Genomic DNA, 3,967 nt, shown 5'->3' with positions numbered 1-3,967 from the left:
ATCGGTGGATAAGGGCAAGGCGCAGATTCTTACAAGCTGGGAACTTACCTCCGACAGAAGTGATTTTACGCTGGAAACGATTAATTGATTTTATCGTAATAATCTGTAATACTAAATAAAAGGAGGTTTCGTCTCCGCTTTGCGGAGCCGTTCGATTATAATAGCCTGACCACTTACAAGCGGTCAGGCTTAAGAGGAGGTTAACTTGATAAAAGTACTTATTCCTTACGCGCTTAGGGCTTTTACCGAGCGCAATGCGGAGGTGGAAGTAAAAGGCGGCACGGCGGGCGAGGCGATTAAAGCCCTCGCGGACGCATATCCAGCCTTAAAACCCCATCTTTTCACGGAAGACGGCAATCTTCGCGATTTCATCAACTTGTTCGTGGGCGGGGAGAACATTAACAGCTTGAAGGGGCTTAAAACGCCAATTGCCGATAATGGCGAATTGATGATTGTCCCGGCAATCGCGGGCGGAAGCGGCGATAAAAGCGAGGCGGAGCTTACCAACGAAGAAATCGGGCGGTACAGCCGCCATCTGCTTTTGCCGGAAATAGGCGTAGAAGGGCAAAAAAAATTAAAGGCGGCGAAAGTTCTCATTGTCGGTACGGGGGGGCTTGGTGCTCCCCTTGCCTTGTATCTTGCGGCGGCAGGATTGGGAACAATCGGGCTTGTGGATTTTGACGTGGTGGACGAATCGAATCTACAGCGGCAAATTATTCACAGCACAAGAGACGTGGGCAGACCAAAAGTCGCTTCGGCAAAGGACAGAATCAAGGGGATAAATCCGCTGATAAATGTTGTAACGCATAACGAAATGCTTACAAGCAAAAACGCTCTGGAACTTTTTGCCGATTACGACATTATCGCTGACGGAACCGACAACTTCCAAACTCGCTACCTTGTAAACGACGCTTGCGTTTTTTTGGGTAAACTGAACGCTTACGGCTCCGTGTTTCAATTCGACGGACAGGCGACAGTTTTTGGAGCAAAAGACGGTCCGTGTTACCGTTGCCTCTACCCTTCTCCGCCGCCTCCGGGACTTGTTCCTTCTTGTGCGGAAGGCGGAGTCATGGGGGTACTGCCCGGCATTATCGGGACGATTCAGGCGGCAGAGACAATTAAGCTGATTGTGGGCGGGGCGCATTATCGGGACGATTCAGGCGGCAGAGACAATTAAGCTGATTGTGGGCGGGGCAAAGCCGCTTATTGGGCGTTTGCTTTTATTTGACGCATGGCGTATGTCGTTCCGTGAATTAAAATTAAATAAGAACCCCGATTGCCCTGTATGCGGAAAAAATCCTACCATTCATGAATTAATTGATTATGAACAATTTTGCGGTTTGAAAAAAAATACTGACAGCAAACCTATAGATACTATAACCGCCCTCGAATTAAAAAAACGACTTGATAACGGAGATAAAATTCAATTTATAGATATACGAGAACCTCATGAACGAGCCATTGTAAAATTTCCAAACGCCGTAGTTATTCCGCTCGGTCAGCTTGAAAGACGCATGGAAGAATTAGACACGTCTATAGACGCTGTGTTTCTGTGCAAAATCGGTCAGCGAAGCATTTTAGGGATACGCACTTTGCAAGACGCAGGCTACAAAGGCAAACTGCTTAATCTGCAAGACGGGCTTAACGCTTGGGCAAGAGATGTAGATAAGAGCATGCCTATTTATTAAAAAGAATATAAAATTTTAATTTTTTAATTTGCTTTTCTTCCGCCACTGCACAAACATTTGAACACCCGGGCGTAATGCGATAAAAATTACTACTAAGCCGATTATAATTGACGCTATTTCTTTTGGGATTTGGCGTAATTGCATTAACGGTTGGGCAGATTTTAACATTCCAAAAAGAAGTCCCATTATCGAGATACCTAACGCTGAACAATTACCGGCAAGAGCGACTGCAATGCCGTCAAAGCCGTAATTGTCAAACGATGTTAATATTCGTCCGTAACTGAAAATTCCTAACGCAACAACAGCGCCAGCAAGTCCGGCAAATGCGCCGGAGATTGCCATTGCCGCCGTGATATTTGTTTTTACACGCATACCGGCGTATAATGCCGCTTCTCTGTTAAATCCTGTCGCTTTAAGAGAAAAACCAAACGAGCTTTTTTCCATGATAAGCCAATAAATTACGACAGCCGCTATTGTAAACCAAAGACCGTTGTTCAGGCTTGATCTGTTTGTGATTGCCATTAAAGCAGGGTTTGAAAGAGACGCACTGTCAGGAAAATTGGGAGTTTTAAAAGTGTTGCTTCCAGGAATGTTTAAGCATATAAATCTGTGCAGAAAAAAAGCGATATAGTTCATCATGATTGTGGAGACAACTTCCGATACTTTATATCTGGCTTTCAAAAAACCAGAGATGCCGCCCCACAACGCCCCGAAAAACATTGCACCTAACACAGCAAGCGAAAAATGAACAGGAAACTTCTCGCCGCCTGAGCTTGTAAAACCAACGGCGATTAATTGAGCCGCCGTTAATCCGGCAATATACTGCCCTTCCGCCCCGATGTTAAATAATCCGGCACGGACACCAAACCCCATGCTTAAACCGCATAAAATAAGCGGCATGGAAATTACTATCCATTCACCGATATAGCGTATATTCCATGTGCCACGCCGGGAATCAAATCCGCTGACAACCTGCAACATAGCCTGATACATGACAGACGGATTTTTCCCTATTACAAGAATAAGTAACGTAGCGACAAGAAAACCAAGAAGCACAACTAAAACAGAGATTACGGCATTTGAACCTGTAAAAATATCAAGAAGTTTATCTTCTAATCTTTTAATTTTAGTCGTCAATCGCCTTTAAATTTTGTGGAAAACCCGGCAGACGTTTAGAATCCGCATAAGTCGCCTCTACTTTAATGTTTCCGCTTGCGACTTGTTTTTTTACAAGTTCCAATCTTTCGATTACATTTTTGCTTAACGCCGAATTCTTTGCGGAATATCCAACGCCATCGGCTTTTAAATCAAAAACTATAACGCTTGGGGAAAAAGTATTATTTTTAACAGCATTAAGCGCAAAAACAACGCTGTTCTCCACACGTTTAACCATTGATGTAAGAACGGCAGAATCTTTTTTATTGTAAAGCCCATCTTCATATTGATCGGAATCTACTCCTATTGCCCAAACATTTTTGCCAGCAATGCGGTACTCCTTCGCTTGAGCGATAGTGCCATTGCCGCTGTTTCCTGCCGCAGAGAAAATAGCATAGACCCCTGAATCAAACCAATTCATTGATTGGGTTTTCGCAAGACCCGGATCATTCCAACTATTTACATAATAATCCACAATTTCCGCATCGGGAATAATTGAATGAATACCCTGCACATAGCCAACCTCAAACTTGGTAATAACCGAAGATTGCATTCCGCCGATAAAGCCAAAGCGCGGTGAAGGTATGCCGTCTTCAAGCGCCTTTAAAGCGGCGGCAACGCCGACAAGATAAGAGCCTTCATGCTCGGCGTAAACCGCCTGCATTACATTGCCGGCTTCTACCCAATCGACATCGACAATAAGATATTTTTGAGTAGGGTTATCATTGGAAACCAAAGTTAAAGATTCGTCCCATGTATAACCATTTACGATAATCAAATCGTAACCTTCATCGGTAACCATTCTGAGGTTAGGAATATACATACTTTGATCCTGAGTTGTAACCCAATCATAAGCCTTTCCCTTATGTTTTGGTTTTTTCTCCGTATCGCCGTAAAATTCAAGAATACCTCTCCAAGCGGCGGCATTAAAAGATTTATCATCAACGCCTGAAGCGTCCGTAAGAAGACGGACAGTCACGCCCATATCACCTGCGGAACCCGCCGACTTTTTTTGGCATGATATTGATAACACCGAAATTAAAACCAAACACACGCACAACAATTTTTTCATTTATACACTCCTTTATAAAAAACCATGGGCACACCCGGATTCGAACCAGGGA

At 44.0% G+C, this 3,967-nt stretch carries 4 protein-coding genes; 2 read left to right on the top strand and 2 right to left on the bottom strand.

What is annotated here, in order from left to right:
* Nucleotides 1-205 precede the first annotated feature (205 nt).
* On the top strand, nt 206-1,177 hold the full coding sequence (locus ACYVTD_RS10350; RefSeq protein WP_461247699.1) for a ThiF family adenylyltransferase: 972 nt from the start codon (nt 206-208) through the stop codon (nt 1,175-1,177).
* The gene (locus ACYVTD_RS10345; protein WP_461247698.1) at nt 1,128-1,688 is read left to right on the top strand and encodes a rhodanese-like domain-containing protein; all 561 of its coding nucleotides are present in this window, start codon (nt 1,128-1,130) and stop codon (nt 1,686-1,688) included. The genes ACYVTD_RS10350 and ACYVTD_RS10345 overlap by 50 nt, the downstream gene beginning before the upstream one ends.
* Nucleotides 1,689-1,703: 15 nt before the next feature.
* Here ACYVTD_RS10345 and ACYVTD_RS10340 read toward each other — a convergent pair whose 3' ends face one another.
* Together ACYVTD_RS10340 and ACYVTD_RS10335 are read right to left on the bottom strand one after the other, a co-directional pair.
* Complete coding sequence (locus tag ACYVTD_RS10340; RefSeq protein ID WP_461247697.1) at nt 1,704-2,825, bottom strand: ABC transporter permease; 1,122 nt, start codon at nt 2,823-2,825, stop codon at nt 1,704-1,706.
* A complete protein-coding gene (locus tag ACYVTD_RS10335) occupies nt 2,815-3,915 on the bottom strand; it encodes a BMP family lipoprotein (RefSeq protein WP_461247696.1) in 1,101 nt (366 codons plus the stop codon). The genes ACYVTD_RS10340 and ACYVTD_RS10335 overlap by 11 nt, the downstream gene beginning before the upstream one ends.
* Nucleotides 3,916-3,967: the final 52 nt, after the last annotated feature.

It is taken from the genome of Treponema sp. R6D11 (assembly GCF_054786075.1).
The sequence above is the reverse complement of the archived record's forward strand: the minus strand, read 5'-3'. Positions and strand labels throughout refer to the sequence as shown.